Origin of the sequence: Streptomyces sp. NPDC002133 (assembly GCF_040296405.1) — a bacterium.
Taxonomy (GTDB): domain Bacteria; phylum Actinomycetota; class Actinomycetes; order Streptomycetales; family Streptomycetaceae; genus Streptomyces.
This window is the reverse complement of sequence record NZ_JBEOXF010000101.1, coordinates 1-16549: the sequence shown is the minus strand read 5'-3', so window position 1 is coordinate 16549 and position 16549 is coordinate 1. Positions and strand designations below refer to the sequence as shown.

15 protein-coding genes and 4 pseudogenes are annotated in these 16549 nt (G+C 67.0%); 10 read left to right on the top strand and 9 right to left on the bottom strand.

Annotated elements, in window-relative coordinates:
* Positions 1-179 precede the first annotated feature (179 nt).
* Positions 180-374 (top strand): hypothetical protein, encoded by a 195-nt coding sequence (locus ABT078_RS41010; RefSeq protein ID WP_351237305.1) that lies wholly within the window; start codon positions 180-182, stop codon positions 372-374.
* Between the two features lie 232 nt (positions 375-606).
* Positions 607-1284, top strand: coding sequence for a transposase domain-containing protein (locus ABT078_RS41005; RefSeq protein ID WP_351237303.1), 678 nt, complete (start codon positions 607-609; stop codon positions 1282-1284).
* Positions 1285-1546: 262 nt separating this feature from the next.
* Here ABT078_RS41005 and ABT078_RS41000 read toward each other — a convergent pair whose 3' ends face one another.
* The gene (locus tag ABT078_RS41000; protein ID WP_351237300.1) at positions 1547-1735 is read right to left on the bottom strand and encodes a hypothetical protein; all 189 of its coding nucleotides are present in this window, start codon (positions 1733-1735) and stop codon (positions 1547-1549) included.
* A gap of 172 nt (positions 1736-1907) precedes the next feature.
* On the opposite strand from ABT078_RS41000, the gene ABT078_RS40995 reads away from it, so the two are divergent.
* The gene (locus ABT078_RS40995; protein ID WP_351237298.1) at positions 1908-2357 is read left to right on the top strand and encodes a VIT1/CCC1 transporter family protein; all 450 of its coding nucleotides are present in this window, start codon (positions 1908-1910) and stop codon (positions 2355-2357) included.
* A 280-nt stretch (positions 2358-2637) separates the two neighbouring features.
* Here the strand turns inward: ABT078_RS40995 and ABT078_RS40990 are convergent, their stop codons facing one another.
* The 4 genes from ABT078_RS40990 to ABT078_RS40975 form a co-directional block, all read right to left on the bottom strand.
* Positions 2638-4272, bottom strand: coding sequence for a Na+/H+ antiporter (locus ABT078_RS40990; protein WP_351237296.1), 1635 nt, complete (start codon positions 4270-4272; stop codon positions 2638-2640).
* Positions 4273-4370: 98 nt separating this feature from the next.
* Positions 4371-4505, bottom strand: a complete 135-nt coding sequence (locus ABT078_RS40985; protein ID WP_351237294.1) for a hypothetical protein — start codon at positions 4503-4505, stop codon at positions 4371-4373.
* Between the two features lie 211 nt (positions 4506-4716).
* Positions 4717-5457 (bottom strand): YoaK family protein, encoded by a 741-nt coding sequence (locus ABT078_RS40980; protein WP_351237292.1) that lies wholly within the window; start codon positions 5455-5457, stop codon positions 4717-4719.
* Between the two features lie 48 nt (positions 5458-5505).
* On the bottom strand, positions 5506-6432 hold the full coding sequence (locus ABT078_RS40975) for an NAD(P)-dependent oxidoreductase (RefSeq protein WP_351237290.1): 927 nt from the start codon (positions 6430-6432) through the stop codon (positions 5506-5508).
* 286 nt (positions 6433-6718) lie between these two features.
* Here ABT078_RS40975 and ABT078_RS40970 point away from each other — a divergent pair.
* Together ABT078_RS40970 and ABT078_RS40965 are read left to right on the top strand one after the other, a co-directional pair.
* Positions 6719-6942 (top strand): annotated as a pseudogene (locus ABT078_RS40970) (ISL3 family transposase); the annotation flags it as partial.
* Between the two features lie 476 nt (positions 6943-7418).
* Positions 7419-8912, top strand: coding sequence for an IMP dehydrogenase (locus ABT078_RS40965; RefSeq protein ID WP_351237288.1), 1494 nt, complete (start codon positions 7419-7421; stop codon positions 8910-8912).
* Between the two features lie 273 nt (positions 8913-9185).
* Here the strand turns inward: ABT078_RS40965 and ABT078_RS40960 are convergent, their stop codons facing one another.
* Both ABT078_RS40960 and ABT078_RS40955 read right to left on the bottom strand, forming a co-directional pair.
* Positions 9186-9614, bottom strand: a complete 429-nt coding sequence (locus ABT078_RS40960; RefSeq protein WP_351237286.1) for a zinc ribbon domain-containing protein — start codon at positions 9612-9614, stop codon at positions 9186-9188.
* A gap of 105 nt (positions 9615-9719) precedes the next feature.
* Entirely contained in the window at positions 9720-10046 is a 327-nt protein-coding gene (locus ABT078_RS40955) for a hypothetical protein (protein ID WP_351237284.1), read from the bottom strand.
* A 174-nt stretch (positions 10047-10220) separates the two neighbouring features.
* Here ABT078_RS40955 and ABT078_RS40950 point away from each other — a divergent pair, with 174 nt between their 5' ends.
* The 4 genes and pseudogenes from ABT078_RS40950 to ABT078_RS40935 all read left to right on the top strand — a co-directional run.
* On the top strand, positions 10221-10502 hold the full coding sequence (locus tag ABT078_RS40950; RefSeq protein WP_351237282.1) for a hypothetical protein: 282 nt from the start codon (positions 10221-10223) through the stop codon (positions 10500-10502).
* 81 nt (positions 10503-10583) lie between these two features.
* On the top strand, positions 10584-11756 hold the full coding sequence (locus ABT078_RS40945) for a hypothetical protein (RefSeq protein ID WP_351237280.1): 1173 nt from the start codon (positions 10584-10586) through the stop codon (positions 11754-11756).
* Between the two features lie 164 nt (positions 11757-11920).
* Positions 11921-12574 (top strand): hypothetical protein, encoded by a 654-nt coding sequence (locus ABT078_RS40940; protein WP_351237278.1) that lies wholly within the window; start codon positions 11921-11923, stop codon positions 12572-12574.
* A gap of 68 nt (positions 12575-12642) precedes the next feature.
* Positions 12643-13019, top strand: a pseudogene (locus ABT078_RS40935) (oxidoreductase dimerization domain-containing protein); the annotation flags it as partial.
* A gap of 385 nt (positions 13020-13404) precedes the next feature.
* On the opposite strand, the pseudogene ABT078_RS40930 reads toward ABT078_RS40935, so the two are convergent.
* A pseudogene (locus ABT078_RS40930) lies at positions 13405-14524 on the bottom strand (amidinotransferase).
* A gap of 255 nt (positions 14525-14779) precedes the next feature.
* A complete protein-coding gene (locus tag ABT078_RS40925; protein WP_351237276.1) occupies positions 14780-15499 on the bottom strand; it encodes a hypothetical protein in 720 nt (239 codons plus the stop codon).
* Positions 15500-16315: 816 nt separating this feature from the next.
* Here ABT078_RS40925 and ABT078_RS40920 point away from each other — a divergent pair.
* Positions 16316-16549 (top strand): annotated as a pseudogene (locus ABT078_RS40920) (hypothetical protein); the annotation flags it as partial.

The window sequence follows — 16549 nt, the reverse complement described above, 5'->3', positions numbered from 1 at the left end:
AGGGCGACCTCGCCGGCATTCACTTCGAGGGACCGTTCATCTCCCCCTGCCGCAAGGGCGCGCACACCCGCGGACCGAGCACACCGGCAGCGTGCTTCGCCCGCCGGCGATTCAGCAGGCTGTCCATGAACGCGGACCGGATGCCCTCAACAGGCATTGTCACGTTGTTGGAAGTGTGAGTGCCTGACCATGTGCAAGGGCGCCGTCGGCCCGGGGCGTTGGCCCTGGACGACTGCAGCGGCCAGGACGACCCGGCTGTGATCACCGGCTACAAGGCGGCCCGCAACCGGCCGGTCACCCGCAGCCAAAAGCAGGTCAACCAGCTGATCGCCGCGGTGCGAGCCCCGGTCGAACACGCCGTCGCGCACCTGTAGAACTGGCGGGTACTCACCAAGCTGCGTTTCGCCCAGATGGGCGACCGCGCTTGTGCGGGCGCTGATGGTGCTGACCCACCGGAAGCAATGCCGACAGATTTGGCGAGTTGGCCGCTTGTCAAGCATCCAACGGTGTGTCGGGTGGTGATGGGAGTGGAGAACGGAACGGGACCTCCGGCAGTTGAGTCGTCGACCAAGACAGACCAACACGGGAGGTCCCGTTGCCGTACCAGTGTGGCCCGATGACGCTGACTCAGACCCTCACGACAGCCCGCGGGGCGTTCGCTCCGGGGCATCGTGGCGCCCTGACCCGCTTCGTCCCCTCCGAGCTTGTCGACGATGTCCTGGACCGGCCGGGCCCCGGGGACGGACGCGCACGGTGCCGGCCCGGGTGGCGGTGTACTTCGTGCTGGCGCCCCTGTTCATCGATGCCTCCTACGGGCGGGTGTGGAACACCCTGACCGGGGCACTGCGGCAGGCGGGGCGCCTGGTCGCGGCTCCCACCGGGCGCGGGGGCCAGCCAGCCAGGGCGAAGTTCGGGCGGGCCAGGACTGCGAGGCGGTCTTCCGCATTGGGGACGTGGGCGGCGCTCCATCCGCCGGTGGTGATGAACTGCTCGCCGATGTACTTCGTGCTGGCGCCCCTGTTCATCGATGCCTCCTACGGGCGGGTGTGGAACACCCTGACCGGGGCACTGCGGCAGGCGGGGCGCCTGGTCGCGGCTCCCACCGGGCGCGGGGGCCAGCCAGCCAGGGCGAAGTTCGGGCGGGCCAGGACTGCGAGGCGGTCTTCCGCATTGGGGACGTGGGCGGCGCTCCATCCGCCGGTGGTGATGAACTGCTCGCCGATGTACTGCGTGCAGGCGAAAGGGATGCCTCGGTCAGTTCCTCGTGGACCTCGGTCCAGGTGATGTCCATGGCGGTCTGCATCTCGGCGATGGTGCCCTTGCCGCCGCCCTTGCCGTAGGCGGCGAAGTACGGACCGTCCTGGTAGACCCCGTGCCGCCAGCCGCGCACGGGCCGCGGTGCTTGAGGTGCGGGAGTAGTCGGGCTCGCCGCCCCACCAGTTGATCTCGAAGTGCCGATTGGCGGATGCCCCCAGCCCGAACATCTCGCCGCAGAGGGTGAGGTCCTTGCGGATGGACGATCCGCTCGGGGTGAAATGTGCGCATCTCACCGCATCCGGCACATGGCGCGGACGATGATGGGGCCCTTGTTGGGTGTGCGGATGTCCTGGATCTCGATGGTGCGCACCGACCCTTCGCCGTCGCTGTCGATGTAGGTGACGGCCCGCTTGTCGCCCACGGCGCGGATCAGGTCGGCCAGGGTGCGGGTGGAGGTCTGACGGGCGGTGCGCTTCATCGTGTTGAACAGTCGAGATCTCCCAGCGACGTGGTGTGTCTTCCGTGTTGGCCTCAGAAACACCGAAGGCTCCCGACTCACCGAGACCATCAGGCGAACGGCGCCGCAGCAGGAGGTGACAAGGGCGTCTGAGAATGAGCGCGATCTCCTACTTCAGCGCGTGCAGCCGGGCTTGAGCGGACTCATCGACGGTTCGCTGTCTTCACTGGCGCCCATCTTCGCCGTGGCGATGTCCACGCAAAAGCCGGGCTACGCGTTCATCGCGGGGCTTGCCACGGCGATCGGAACGGGGACTGGCATGGCCTTCTCCGAGGACTTGTCCGATACCGGAACGGTTACCGAACGCGGCAACGCCTGGAAGCGCGGTGGCATCGTCGGTGGAGGCACCTTCCTGGGCGGCATCTTGCATACACTCCCCTTCCTGATCCCGGACTATCGGCCCGCGCTCATGGTCGCGCTGGCGGTAGTCGTTATCGAACTGCTCACCCTGACGTGGCTGCGCCATCGCTTCTTCGACGTCTCCTTCGCCTGGTCCCTCGCCACCGTCACGCTCGGCGGCGCGCTCATCTCCGGGGTCAGCATCGGCCTGGGTGCACTCCTGGGCACAGCGGTCGCTGGATAAGAGGTCCTAGCGCAGGCGTTCGACGTGCCGGTAGGTGCTGATGCAGGTGGCGAGGCCGACGAAGCTTTGTGCATGTCGTCGCGTCGCTCCAGCGGATGCGCATGCGGCGGAAGCCGTGCAGCCAGGCAATAGCTCGTTACCCAGTGGTGGGCTCCCAGGCCCGGTCATGCGGCGTTCCTCGCCTTGCCACCACGGGTTTGATGCCTCGTGCCCAGACCAGCCGACGCCAATTGACGTCTTGGTGTGGGCGCGAGCGTTGTCGGACGAGCCCACACCTCGCTCACTCCCCCGGGGCCTGGCCACGCAGATCGACCGTGCCGTCCCCCGGTGGGTGCGACTGGTCGGTGAGGGCGTGCAGGGCCAGCTCGATCCTGATCTCCTCGCTGTCCAGACCCGCCTGCAGTCGGCGCAGGACGATGTCGTCGATGCTGCGCTCGTCCCGCAGGCGGATCAGGGCGCTGCGCTTGACGCCGATTAGGGCGAGGCGGAGTTCGAGTCCCGCGCGCATGCCGGGATCGGTGGTTTCGGTCGCCCGCGCGTCCTCGGCGGCGTATTGGCGCAGTTCGCCCAGGATGGCGTCGGCGGTCTCCGGCGGTGTATCCAGTCGGCCGGCGTGGTCGGGAAGGGCCTCCAGCGCCGCGGCGGCGATCTGGCGATGGGCGAGGCGTTCCTCTGCGGTCTCGTCGGGATCGCCGCGAAGTCCGGACCAGCGGACCACCGCGGGCATGGTCGTCCCCTGGAGGACCAGCGTGACCAGGATGACGGTAACGGCGGCGAAGACCAGCAGACCGTGTCCCTCGAGTGGCCGGCCTGCGGCCGTGGTGGCCGGAACGGCGAGGGCTGCCGCCAGCGACACGGCCCCGCGCACCCCGCTCCAGGCGACGGGGAACCTTTGCCGGGCGCCAGAGCGCAGCGTGCGCTGGACCGGGCGGCGGTCGACGGCGCGGATCAGGTACGGCACCGAGTACAGCCACAGCAGGCGCGTGGCGATCACCACGCCGCTGACCAGCAAGGCGGTGACCAGCGCGTGTCCCAGGGAGACGGAGCTGATCGCGCTCACGATGGCGGGTGTCTGGATGCCCACCAGGACGAACAGGGCACTGTTGAGAATGAACGTGCTCACCTCCCAGAAGCTGATGATCTGCACGCGCGCGCCCGCGCCCATCACCCTGGGGCCGAGCTGACTGAGGATGAGACCACAGGTGACCACCGCCAGGACGCCCGAAACGCCCGCGGCCTGCGCGGGCAGATAGGCGGCGAACGGGGTGAGCACAGCCAGGGCGCTCTCCACCGTGCGGTCGTTCAACCGCCTGCGCAGCACCACGACGACGGCGCCGCAGGCGGCGCCGATTGCGAGCCCTCCCGCGTAGGTCAGCAGGAAGCGCGCGACCGTGCCCCACCAGCTAAACACCTGTCCCTCCACGAGGACACCGACCATCACCGCGAAGAGGGCAAGCGCGGTGCCGTCGTTGATCAGGCTCTCCGCCCGCAGGATGGTCCGGACCCGCCGGGGCAGGCCCCGGGCGACCGCGGCCACGGCGATGGCGTCGGTGGGAGCGACGACGGCGCCCAAAACGAAGGCGAGCGGCCAGGACAGGCCCAGCCCGTGCCCCACCGCAGCCACGGCAGCGGCCGTGGCCAGCACCAGTCCGGTGCCGAGCAGCAGGATGCCGCGCACGTTCGTCCGGATCTCGCGGAGCGAGGTGGTCAGCGATTCCCAGTAGAGGAGGGGAGGCAGGAACAGCAGCAGGACGACCTCGGGAGGCAGGACCAGCGTGCGCAACTCGGGGATGAGCCCGAGCAGGCAGCCGCCCGCCACCAGCATGAGCGGCTCGTTCCAGCGCAGGTGGCGAGCCAGCCACGTCATGGCCACCACAGCCGCGAGGATCACCACGGTGACTTCCAGGCCATGCATTCGGCACCGCCTTCCTGCTGGGGCGGACCCCCTCCCCCCTGGTGCTCCTCGGAGCCGTGGCGCAGCCCTGGCCCGGGCACGCCGCAGAGGTGCGCGGTTCAGCCCTGGGCCCGGCGGATGGCGGCCCTGGCCTCCTCCTCGGCGAAGCCTCCCCAGTCCCCGCCCAGCTGCCAGGTGCCGAACGCGATGCGGGACACCTTCAGGCCGGACCTGCCCAACGTGGTGGTGTGCATAGCTACCTCCTTGGGCCAGATTGAGTTTTTCCAATCCCGCGCGATCAGTAGCCGCGTTCTCCAGCAGTGCATGCCTGGCGACCAGCCGATACATCGCAGGACCAAGTAGAAGATCGATAGCGGCGTTCGGGCCGACGCCCGCCCCCAGTTTGCCTCGATCGACGCTACGGTCCTAGATGTATTGATCATGGTGCTTGCTCCCGTTCGCCGGTCACGACGTGGGAGGCCGGGTCCATGCGGCGTCGGAAGCCGAGAGCCGATGGGTGAATGCAGCGGTGGCAACGAGCAGGAGCAGTGCCAGGCCCAGAGCTGTGGAGGGGCCGACGTGCAGGAGGAGAAGACCACCGATGAGGGCACCTAGGAACATCGCCACAACGGACAGGACGCGACGGCCGGGCCGCGGTCCTGTGCCGCCTGCCGCCCTGGAGTCGGCGGCGAGTCCGGTGAGAGTCAGGGTGAGGACGGTCGTGGTGAGGTCGGCGACGCCAAGCCGCCGGACGACAGCGTTCTGCACCCCCATTCCCATCGCGAGGAGCACGATGAGCACGTACTGGACACCTGAAGTCACCTTGTCGTCAGTGGCCGCAGCCACAACCACCGTCACGGCCACCAACAGCACCTGTGCCCCGAGGGCGAGGGTGAGCAGCCGACCGCGATGGGTGCCCAGTTGGGCGTGCAGCCGACCTCCTGCGAGCGCACCACCGAGAAAGGCGCCAAGGGCGGTGACGGAGGCGGGCGCCGACAGGCCCTGGGCACCGGCCAGTGCGAACCCGAGGAATACAACGTTGCCGGTCATGTTGGCGACGAAAACGTGGCCGAGTCCCAGATAGCTCACCGCGTCGACCAGGCCTGTCACCACCGTGAGTGTGAGCATCAGCGGCGGGAGCGGGCCATGAGGATCCTCGCGCGGCGGGACGAGCGTATGAACGGCATCAGTCAGCAGTTTGCGCATGCGGTGCCTTCCTCAACGGGCCCCGGCGAGCGACGGCCCGCAGGCGGACTACGGCGGCGGCTTCCTCAGGTAGTCGACGGCGGCGAGGTCGTCGTCCTCGTGGCCGGCTGCGACGGTTGCCTGCAGGCGGTCTCGGACGGCCTGGAGCAGAGGGCTGGGGGCGGCGGCTGCCGCAGCCAGGTCGATGTCCTTCAGTGCGAGTTGCACCGCAAATCCGGGCGCATAGGAGGCGTCGTCCATGACGCCTACCTTCTGCAACTCATAAGGCATGGCGAGCGGGCCCGCCTCGAGCACCCGGACGAACGTCGCGTGGTCGACGCCGAGTGCGTCGCACAGCGCAAGGACGTCGCTCATGGCGACCGTCGAGGCAGCCATCCAGGCGTTGACGGCAAGCTTGACGGCGCTGCCCTCGGTCCCCGTCCCGACATGCAGCACGGACGAGCCAAGATCGTCGAGAACGGGGCGCGCCCGCGCGAGGGCGTCCTCGGTACCGGCGGCCAGCCAGACAAGTTTGCCCTGCCGAGCGGGCGCGGTACTTCCCGAGACTGGTGCATCGAGGTAGGCGACACCGTGATCACGCGCCAGACCGGCCAGGGCGCCGGCGCTCCGTGGCCCTACCGTGCTCGCCTGCACCCAGACGGCATCTCTGTCGAGCCGGTCGATGGCGTCCGACATGACCTGTGCGACCGCATCGCCCTCACGGAGCACAGTGATGACGACGGACGCGCCGGAGACCGCATCGCCCACCGCGCTCACTGCCGTGACCCCGGCAGCGTACTCCGCCACCGCACGGGCTCTCTCCTCCGTACGGTTCCACAGCCTTACCTCGTGGCCAGTATCTCCGAGCCGCCTTGCCATCGCGGCGCCCAGTGCGCCTGCTCCGAGAACAGCGACGGTGGAAGCGTGAGCCATGGAGAACCCCTTACCTGTTCCCCTTACCCATGTTCCACCGGCAAGCCGAGTCTTTCTCGGCAACGGAGCGCAGCGCCTTCACGAGTAGCAAGTCGATGATCGGTCAAGCACCAGATGGGGCGACTGGAGGACCGGCGGCACCCTTTGATCCAGGCGCTGCGGCGAAGTAGTGACCAGCTTCGGCGGCCTCCGCCGACGGGTCGAGCAGGCGCCGGATCCGGTCCTGAAGCCGCCACTGCGAGGGCAGCACTTCGGGCGGGCCGGCGTCAGCCGGTTCGTCCGGGCAGTGACCGCAGCCCCGGCGAGGTAGGGCGGAGATCCCTTGTCTTCGCGGTGCAGGCCCGCCACCACGCTGCCTGCATGGATTGACGCGGTCGACGCCAGCCAGCCGCCATGCCTCACCGGCTTCGCCCTCCACCTGCTCCGTGACCTCGACGCCGTGATAGCCGGACTCACCCTGCACTGGAACTCCGGCGGACCGAAGGTACTGTCAACCGCATCAAAAGGATCAAGAGGCAGCTATACGGACGAGCCGGATTCGAACTACTTCGCAAGATCATCCTGCTTCAGTAACCCTCCGCGACCGGTCCGCAAGATCAGTGCCAGAACCGCCAAATGACGGCACCGGACCCGGTGATGGTCCCGTTGTCGCACCGCGCGCAACGCGGCGCTCGCCGCTCTCGCTGCTGATCTCTCCAGCCCGATCCTCGCCGACGTGAGCGGGATGCACCGCCACATGGCGTTCCGCAGCGTCGCCTAGGCCAGAGGCGACTGGGCCGAGTACTCGTGGCCCGGGCGGAGGACGTGAAACAACCACCCGGGGGTGGCGGCTGCCGGCGGCGGCCACGATTCGTGCCGCGGCCGAGTCAATCGATAAGGTGCCAGGTCACGACCGCACCCCGTTCGATCCACGGGCCGGTCAGAGCTCTGCCGCAGTTGGTGGCACCTCCACGGCTGCCGTGCTGATCTCTGCCTGCCTGGGCCCTGGGACAGGGGGCGATCCTCACGGCGGGGCAGTCGGGCCCCGGCCGACGGGTCAGGAGGAACGAGTGGCACAGATCATCGCCGAGGTCTCACGGACGTTCAACGAGTTTCTGCTCTTGCCGAACCGGACTCGGACCGACTGCTCGGCTGAGACGGTTGACTTGCGTACGCCCATGGTGCGGCACATCGCGGGCGAGGCATCGGCGATCGAGCTGCAGTCCCCGTTCACGTCCGCGATCATGCAGGCCGTCAGCACACCCGATCTCGCGATCGCGCTCGCGCGAAACGGTGGTTTCAGCTTCCTGCACCACAATCAGCCGATCCAGGACCAGGCTGCAGCGGTCCGCAAGGTCAAGAATTTCAAGGCCGGGTTCGTCACGAGCGACACCAACGTCCGCCCCGACGACAGCCTGAGCCTCCTCGTCGATGTCATGCGCCGCACCGGTCACAGCACCGCTGCGGTCACCCACGACGGGACCGCCACTGGCCGCCTGCTCGGCCTGGTGACCTCCCGGGACTTCCACCCCCAGCGTCATGATTTGGACGGACCGGTCAGTGGCCGGATGACCGCTATCACCGACCTGGCCCATGCCGGGCCCGACATCACGCTTTCCGAAGCCAACGCCCGGATGTGGGACGAACGGCTGGACTGCCTCCCGGTACTGGATACCGAGGGTCACCTGCAGCATCTGGTGTTCCGTTCCGACTACGCGGACAACAAGCGTTTCCCGAACCAGGTCGTGGACGTTGCCAAGCGCCTGCGTGTGGGCGCAGGTATCAACACCCACGACTATCAGGAGCGCGTCCCGGCCCTGCTGGAGGCAGGCGTGGACGCATTGTGCTTCGACTCGTCCGACGGCTACAGCGACTGGCAGGCGCAGGCTCTGTCCTGGGTGAAGAAGCACTATCCGGAGATCCCGGCCGGCGGCGGCAACGTGGTCGACGGGGATGCGTTCACTTTTCTCGCCGAGGCGGGAGCGGACTTCGTCAAGGTCGGGGTAGGTGGCGGCTCCATCTGCATCACTCGGGACCAGAAGGGCATCGGCCGCGGCCAGGCCAGCGCTGTGCTGGACGTCGCGGCGGCCCGGGACGCCTTCCGCGAACGCACCGGCGAGTACGTACCGATCTGCTCCGATGGTGGCCTGGTGCACGACTACCACGTGGCCCTGGCGCTGGCGATGGGGGCCGACTTCGTCATGATGGGGCGCTACTTCGCACGCTTCGACCAGGCAGCCGGCGCGAAGCTGCCCACCCGTGACGGCTTCGTGAAGGAGTACTGGGGTGAGGGCTCGAACCGGGCCCGCAACTGGCAGCGCTACGGCCAGGGGGGCCAGGGGCTGGTCTTCGAGGAAGGCGTGGACGGCTACGTCCCCTACGCAGGCGACCTCAACGAAGGGCTCGCCCTTACCATTGCCAAGCTCAAGACCACGATGGTCTCCTGCGGCTCCACTACCCTGCCGGAGTTCCAGTCCACGGCCCGGCTGACCCTCGTTTCAGACCAGAGCTTCCAGGAGAGCCACGCCAACGTCACCCTGCGGGACACCCCGGCGACGGTCTGACCGTGGTGCGCCCCGCCGCAGTGTCTGAGGAGGACGTCCTCCTCCAGTAGCGGACCCTCGGTACCGAGATCCGGTGACTTGGGCCCTTGGGACGGCCGGTCCCCCAGTTGAGGCAGTACGCCCACCGCTGGTCCCGCTCATCCGTGGGCCCGTGTCAACTTATCGACCGTAACGACCGAGCGTGTTGACTCGGTCTTCTACGCCTTGTCGCGCTCCCGACTGCCCCCTACGACGGGGCGGTCACGGGTCGCATCCACCAGCGAAAGGCGGTGTTCAGGTCCTTTGTGGTACGGGTCCGTTGACGAGAAACCACGCCGAGCGTGCCCGGTGACGCACGTTGACCCCGGCGACGTGGTCGGCCGGGCCGGCGAGCCCGCACCGACGACAGCAGAAGGCGTCCCTGACGGGACGGTTGTGCCTTGCCGTGTGCCCGCATCTGGGACACATCTGCGAGCTGTAGCGGTTGTCCACCCAGATCACCGGCACCCCGGCCCACCGAGCCTTGTACCGGATGTGTTCCTCCAGTTGGTGGAACGGCCAGGAGGAGAGCGCGGCCCGCTGGTCGCGAGAAGGCCGTACCCGGTCACGGATGCCACTCAGGGCCGGTCCCTGGTGCTGTGCCGCGCCAAGCGCGGTCGAGGTCGCTGATCTCGTCGTCGATGCAGACGGAGGACCGGGCCGCGGTCCCCCATGGGACAGCACAACGCCCGACGATGCCCCTCGCGCCCTCCCTCGCGTGAACGGGCCTCGGCGAAGGACCGTCGTCGCCACGGAGCGATAAACACCCCTGCAGTGCAGAACGCTCGTTCAGAATACGAACTCCGGCCGCTGGTAGGGGGTCCACCAGCTGGTGAGTCCCCACACTCCCAGTACGAGCACAGCCATGGCGGCCAGCGCGGCGACCCACGGTCGCTGCAGCCACTGCAGGGTCAGCAGCCATGCGGCGAGCGGCACAAGTGCGCCGCCGACCGCGATGACCGGGAGGTCGATGTAGAGCACGCTCAAATCCCGGTGCTGCTGTTCGAACCCGCCATCGATGCTGATGCGCGCCATCGGTGCCCAGGCCAGCAATGCGAACGTGGTGCCGAGGGCCGCCACGAGGATCCCTCCGCAGCCTTTGGTCCCCTCGCTCACGCCCGTGTCTCGACTCGTGCTCGTCTCTCGCATGCCCACAACGGACGCAGGGTCACCGCCCGCAGTTCCTCAGCCCAGCAGGCTGTGCGAGATCCTCCTCAGAATCGCATGGCAGGTCTCAGCAAGGTACGTGTACGGTCCCGGCCGTGATCACTGACTGGGACGACGTCTGAGATGGCGGCCCGGTTCACCGACTCTCAGATCCAGGCCCGTACGTTCGCGCCGCTGGTCCTGGACATGATCGTCAGCCGGGGCGATTTCAGGCAGTCATGGCTGGACGCGTTCGCCACCTGGTTCGCCGCCGAGACCGATCTGCAAAGCTACGATCCCGTCCTTGGCTGGCTGCGTGCCGGGGCAGGTTTCAGGCGGCCTCGTAGCTCGGCGTCGGTGATGGTGGGGACCACGATGCGGTGGTCCGCGGCCCAGCCGTCCGTGACCGCCTGCGCGAGCGGATAGCGGCGAGTTCCGACCCTCCTTCGACGCGGACGAGGTCGCCGGAGTAGATGGTGCGCAGTCAGCCGCTACTAAGATTTTCGCATGGCAATTCGGAAGCAGGCCACACCGCCAAGGCCACTCACGGTCGGCGACGTGGTAGCCGCTCATTCGCGGGATCTTGGGGAGTGGACGGTCGCGCAGATAGTCCGACTCGACGCCGATTCACAGACGGCGGCCGTACTCGAGTTGGACTGGTCCGGCCCCGAGCCGTCGTCCGTGGCCGACCTCGGCGACGTCGCCCCGCTCAGGCTCACCCACCACTCATGGAAGGGGGCGCTGTCCTTCTGCAACCAGGAATGGGTCCTGCCGCGCAGCCACAAGGTCGTTGGAGCGATGCCCCTGCTCCATGACAAACCGGCGAACTGCTGGACCTCCGGATGGCGCCTGGGCGATCAGCTCGCCCGGCAGCGGCGGTGGGACAGCGGCGTCCACGAGGAGCCGCTCGCAGCCTGGAAGGCGGAATACACCGGAGAGACGGTCAATGAAATCCTCAGCCAGCCGACAGGACCACGATCAGAGGTCACGCAGCTGACGATCAAGGACGTCGACTCCCTCGACTGCGCTCAGCTCGTCCAGCGTTTCCCCGGGGTGACCTGGCTCCATCTGCACGGACGCCTTGGCCTCCTCTCCGCCGCGGGCGAGCTGAACCGGCTGGCCTCTCTCCAGAGGATCCGCATCGTCGACCTGTTCGGGATGACCAGAGAAGACCGTCTTCGACCGCAGTGCGTGCCAGAGCTGGAATCAGTGGACCTCTACAGCATCCCTGCCGAATACGCCTCGACCATGCGCAGCACCTGGAGACCCGAGATCCCAGCAGGCACCTACCTGTCCGTCCTCCGGGCCCGCAAGCCCGAATGGGTCGAGGAGAACCGGAACAATCCGTTGCGCGACTGGGACGGCCGCGAACAGATCAGCACCACGGCCTACAAGAGGGCTGTCACGCAGTACAAGACGACACGGAAGGCGATCCTTCAGGCGTTCGCTGAAGAACCCGCAGACGTCCGATCGACACGCATGGAGGAGATCGGACGTGCCTACGGTGAGGCGTTCAACCAGCTTGACCGGCGATCGGGCTTCATCGAGACCGTCGAGCGCGAAGAGCTCTTCGCCGCCCTCGACCACATCGTGAACGAGGCCGAAGCACTCCACGGCCCCGGCCTCGACGACGCCCGCGACAGTGTCATCTCCGGAGTGGAGTCCGTCCGAGACTGGTAGCGAAGCACCCAACGTCCTGCCAACGCCCCGTCGGTTCCCCGTCCCCTCTCTTCGCCGCCCTACGGCAGCGCCGCCTTTTCAGCTCGACATTCATGAGCCGAGTGATCATCAAGCCAGCATAAAGTCCCTGTCCTGCGATGGTGCCCTGTCCGTAGGATCTGGGCATGCCTGCTGACGAACGGGTGACCCGGTCCTCGTTTTCCGATTGGCTCCAGCCGATCTTGGTTCCCACGGCAATTGGTGTCCTTCCGGACCGGATCTGGTCGGATAAGGAGTGGGAGCGTATCCAGCTCGGCTACTGGTCCCGGGACATGGACGAGAAATGGGCCGTCGTCGCCGAGGGCGAGGTCGTCTTCCTGCACCGGAGCTGGACCGGCTACGGCGTCTTTGAAGCAACGTTCGCACCCGTCGAGGGCGGCGGCTGGCGGATCGCCTCAGCCGTCGTGGAAACGGGCCGCGGGGGCCTTCACGGGAACGTAGCCGACTATGACTGTCTGATGCTGGAGCTGGTGATCAGCACCATTGTGCTCGGTGAACCGGCTGACGAACTCCGGTTAAAATTGCCGGAGTTGACGCGTGGGGCATCGCGCGAGCGGATGCTCCGCCGGGAGTCGTGCAACACAGTGTCCCCGGCCTCCGTTCAGGGTCGTAGGTCACGGCCCGACCGGTCAGCAGGGTCCAAAGATGCCGGACTGCCGCAGAGCGGTTCAGCCGAGCGGGCGAGTTGCGCCGGAGGTCAAGGTTCTCGCCCTGCGCCTGTTACAGCGCGTCCCGCAAGGCTTGGACTTCCTGGCGGTGCTGCTTCTTCAGGTGGGTGATTTGGCCCGTCAGGGCGAGAACGAGGGCCCTGTCCGCATCAACAGGAGTGACCGGTGCGAGGATGGGCATGGCGTTGGACTATGTGATGGTCCCGCGCGCGACCTACTGCCAGCCGCAGATCGCGAGCTTCGGCTTCTCCGAGGCGCAGGCACGCGAGCGGGGCTTCGATGTCCGGACGCAGAAGTTTCCCTTCACCGCCAACGCCAAGGCGCACGGCCTCGGAGACCCTGCCGGCTTTGTGAAAATCCTCTGCGATGGACGTCACGGTGAGCTCCTCGGAGCGCACCTCATCGGCCCCGAAGTCACCGAGCTCCTGCCGGAACTGACGCTGGCGCAGCAGTGGGACTTGACGGTCATGAAGCAGCCCGCAACGCCCACTCCACCCTCGGCGAAGCCGTGAAAGAAGCCCTGCACGGTCTGGCCGGCCACATGATCAATACGTAGCGGGGCGGGACCCCTGCCACGCGACGCGACTGCCTGTCAGGCATCCGCCCGGCCCAGCCAGGCCCGAGCGTCAGGACACCCCGGCCCTCTACGGGAACCGCGGAGACACCCCGCTCATCGCAGTCACATGCTGAGCCAGCGGCCGACTCGCGGTGGTACGGGACTGCGCCCACAGCCCCACCGCCGTCGGCCCGGTCCTGCCCGCCACGACAAGTGATTCGACGGGCAGGTCACCACCGAACATGCGCATCGGGAGACCACGCTCGGTCAGGTCCGCGGCCCGTTCGTCCAGCGGCAGTGTGTGGTCTCCCCAGCACACAGGCAAGCACCGTGGCGCACCGTGCCTGTCCGCCGCGTTGCCGGCGTACTGACGATCGCCGGCCGATCAAGGGAAATAGGATTCGAGCGTGCCGCGACGCCGGACATCGAGCGTCGCGCAGTGGAATGAGCCACCGAACGGCGCGTAGTGCAGCAGATCGCACGGAATCGGCTTGAAGCCCCACTTTTCGAGCGCGCGCAGCATGCCGGTGTGGTGTCGCTCCACGATCACCCGTTTGTTGTCAACCACGAGAATGTTCATGCTGAGCCACGTGCCGCACACCGAGGTGATCCTGAGCAAACGCTCGTCGATCGGGTTGGGCTCGGGGGCGAGCAGGATGTCCCAGGAGCTCAGGACGTCGGGCAGGCGGTTGACGTTGATGTATTCGGGATTGATCAGCACTTTGCCGGGCGAGAGGAGAACGAGCGTCGTGTCGATGTGCATTGGCGTGCGGCACCGGCTCTCGATCTCGTGGATTCGATAGCCGGGTCCGAGATGGCGGCGCAACCAGTCGATGCCCATCTTGTTGGTGACATTGCTCCGCATGACGAACAGGTCGCGTCCCGCGCGCACGAAATCCGCCGCGTCGAACACCGGCTCGAACTCGGTGAGGATGTAGCGCATAGGATCGCCGACCTTGGGAACACGGAAATCCGCCTCGAACAGTGCATCAGAGAGCTGCGGTTTCGGTGCCGCCGTCCAGCGCGCCCCGCCGGAAGTAGTCCTTGAGGATCTCGCGATAGGAGTGGGTCTCGAAATACCGGCACGGCCATGCCATCGGGGTCTCGATAATCTCGTCACCGATCACGAGCATGCTGTCACGCGGACAGGTGCTGCCAAAACCGCGCGACGACCAGTCAGGCGTGCCGAAGCGACGCCTATGGTCGACCGCCTCCGGGCGCGTGACCGTAATCCCCAGGGACTGCAGGAGAGCAATGAACTGATCGAGCTCCTGCTGCGCCGGCTCGATCAGAGTGCGCGGAAACTTGAAGCCGGCGGCAACCCCCTGCAACCGACCCGCCCATGGCGGCAGGTTGCAGGCCACGACCGGATGGCTCGAGGGGATCGTCGCGCCATCGAGACGACCAACGATGACCTCCTCCAGGGGATCCCACTCGTTGTGCGAATTGACCGGCGAAACGAGGCTTTCCGCAGCGCCGTCAGCCGCGGCCGATCGCGACGACATCACGCGTAGTCCACAGCACACGTAGGGGCATCGTTCTCTGCCGCTGCCGTCGGAATGCTGGGCCTTTCCACTACCGACATTCTTAACCGCTTTCGCTCACAGAATCCGTTACTGTATTCAACCTGCTACCCAAAGCGACACGGCAGGCTTTGGCCCGCGTCGACGACGCAGAACCATCCCCCTGGCCGCGCGTAAACGGATGGACGATCTATCGCAACCGGCCCGATAGTCTGCGGAAACGCGGGCGGGTGTCGGTCAGGAGCCGACGATGTTGGCAGCGTTGTTATCGGCGACGGCTGCGGTGAGGGCGCGACCGGGTAGTGTCCACGCAGAAAGTGCCTTCTTGCTGTGGTGACAGAAGCCCTGGACAAGCGACCCGAAGGACACCCGGAGAATCTGATCACCGCGCCAGCACTCCGCCATGCCCGAAGCACCGAAACCACCCCGCCCACCCGACAGCAGACGATCAACGACGCCGCATCGCCCCCAACGAAACGGCGAGGGCAGCAGAGACAGGCCTACCTGTAAGCCAGCCGCTCGCTCTGCCGAATCCATGCTCGGGACGCTATGCGGCGGGTCTGACACGGCATTTTTGTCAAGCCTTGTCCCATTCTTCGGCGCGGTGGCTTTGTAGATGAGAACGCGCAGCATTTCGACAGCGCGGGCGGCGGCCGAGCTCCAGTGCCGCACCTTCGCCGACATCAGGTACGGATTCGCGATCAGCGAAGAGGGGGCCCGCCGGAAAAGGCCGGCCAGCAGGCCGCCGACTCGCCTCGAAGGCCGTTGCCGAGTACGAGATCCCCGTCGGCGAGCGGAGTAGCCGTGAGAAAGTGCGTAGCCGCCGCGCTCAACGCACTCACCGCGGCCTGGGAAAAAGGCCACGCAGAACTCATCCCCGGCTGCGTCCTCTGCATCGAGGAATACGCCGAAATCCAAGCGTTTCTGCGCCACTGGACCACGGTCGGTGATGCCCAAGCTGAAGGGCCCCGTCCTGCGCTGGCGGGGCCCTTCGCATGCCGATCGCTACTGGCCAGGAAGGTCCTCCGACTACACATAGTCGCCAAAGGCGTGGCAATTCTAGTACCCCACTTCAGCCAGATCGAAACATTCGCTTCACTCGTCCCCGGCGGCTCTGCCTTGCCAGCCAGACCGCAGCCGGTGATCGACCTTCTTGAAGTCCCAGGCGTGGCGCCTATGGCGGGAAACCGAGGCTTACAGGGATTCGTCGACAGAGGAAGTATCAAGTGCTACCGTCGCGAATGCAACGAGATGGCTGCGATGGAGCAGACAGGAGGTCGGTGATCTTGGACGTCTACAAGGCGGTCACGAGTCGACGGGCCGTGCGCGGATTCACGACCGGCAGGTCCCGAGGGAGGTGCTGGAGCGCGTGCTGTCCACGGCGGCTTGAGCACCGTTCGCATCGAACCTCCAGCCGTGGCGCATCTTCGTGCTGACCGATGGGCAGCTGGCCGAGCTCAAGAAGCGCCTTGCCGGCGTCCGGTCGCGGGCGACCCGTGGGACGAGCCGGAGTTCGAGCAGTATCTGCCCGTGCTTACTGTGACGGCCGGCCCGGCTTCGGCGAGCAGCATTACGGCGCACTCGGTATTGCGCGCGAGGACCTGAGGCGTACCACAGGGCTGCTTCCGCGAACTGGGACTGTTTCGGCGCGCCCGTCCTGTTCCACTACATCGACCGCGACCTGGGCCCGGCCCGATGGTCCGACGTCGGCATGTACCTGCAGACCGTCATCATGCTGCTGCCCCACGCCGAAGGCTGCACAGCTGCCCACAGATGGCATGGGCGAAGTACCACAAGTACATCGCGGAGGTCATGTCACCCGCGGACGAACTCATCCACTTCTGCGGCATGTCGATCGTGTTCGAGGACGTCACGGTGGGCGTCCGCACGGGCCCGCGCGCCCTCGACGAAACGGTCGGGTTCATCAAGGGGTTAGCCGGAACCGCTCGGCGGAGCTGCCTGCCTCCACGCGGTGGCAGGGCCGCCCCAGACGACCCCAACCAGAAG

Excerpts from the sequence above, each read along its gene's own strand:
- ABT078_RS41000 (WP_351237300.1), bottom strand. The coding sequence starts at position 1,735 with ATGAAGCGCACCGCCCGTCAGACCTCCACCCGCACCCTGGCCGACCTG.
- ABT078_RS40990 (WP_351237296.1), bottom strand. The coding sequence starts at position 4,272 with ATGCATGGCCTGGAAGTCACCGTGGTGATCCTCGCGGCTGTGGTGGCC.
- ABT078_RS40985 (WP_351237294.1), bottom strand. The coding sequence starts at position 4,505 with ATGCACACCACCACGTTGGGCAGGTCCGGCCTGAAGGTGTCCCGCATC.
- ABT078_RS40980 (WP_351237292.1), bottom strand. The coding sequence starts at position 5,457 with ATGCGCAAACTGCTGACTGATGCCGTTCATACGCTCGTCCCGCCGCGC.
- ABT078_RS40950 (WP_351237282.1), top strand. The coding sequence starts at position 10,221 with ATGGCGGCCCGGTTCACCGACTCTCAGATCCAGGCCCGTACGTTCGCG.
- ABT078_RS40945 (WP_351237280.1), top strand. The coding sequence starts at position 10,584 with ATGGCAATTCGGAAGCAGGCCACACCGCCAAGGCCACTCACGGTCGGC.
- ABT078_RS40940 (WP_351237278.1), top strand. The coding sequence starts at position 11,921 with ATGCCTGCTGACGAACGGGTGACCCGGTCCTCGTTTTCCGATTGGCTC.